Origin of the sequence: Paenibacillus sp. 598K (assembly GCF_003851045.1) — a bacterium.
Taxonomy (GTDB): domain Bacteria; phylum Bacillota; class Bacilli; order Paenibacillales; family Paenibacillaceae; genus Paenibacillus_D.
This window is the reverse complement of sequence record NZ_BFBX01000348.1, coordinates 1-211: the sequence shown is the minus strand read 5'-3', so window position 1 is coordinate 211 and position 211 is coordinate 1. Positions and strand designations below refer to the sequence as shown.

The 211-nt window shown below is 71.1% G+C and carries 1 pseudogene; it reads right to left on the bottom strand.

Features of this window, described 5'->3' with window-relative positions:
• Positions 1–211: pseudogene (locus PA598K_RS35410) on the bottom strand (STM4012 family radical SAM protein); the annotation flags it as partial.

Here is a 211-nt window from a genome sequence, read left to right as displayed (position 1 = left end):
GACGCCGTACGGCGTCGCATAGTGCAGCTCGCGCGTATACGAGCGCGCGCCGCAGCCGAGACCGACCATGCCTTCCTCCTGACAGCCGTAGGGCAGCAGCGGCTTGGCGCTGCCGGCGTCCGCTCTGGCGAAGCGGCGCATCGAATACTGGACGTAGCCAGCCGACCGCAGCCGGTCGCGGGCCGCCTCGTAGCAGGCCAGCCGGATGTCG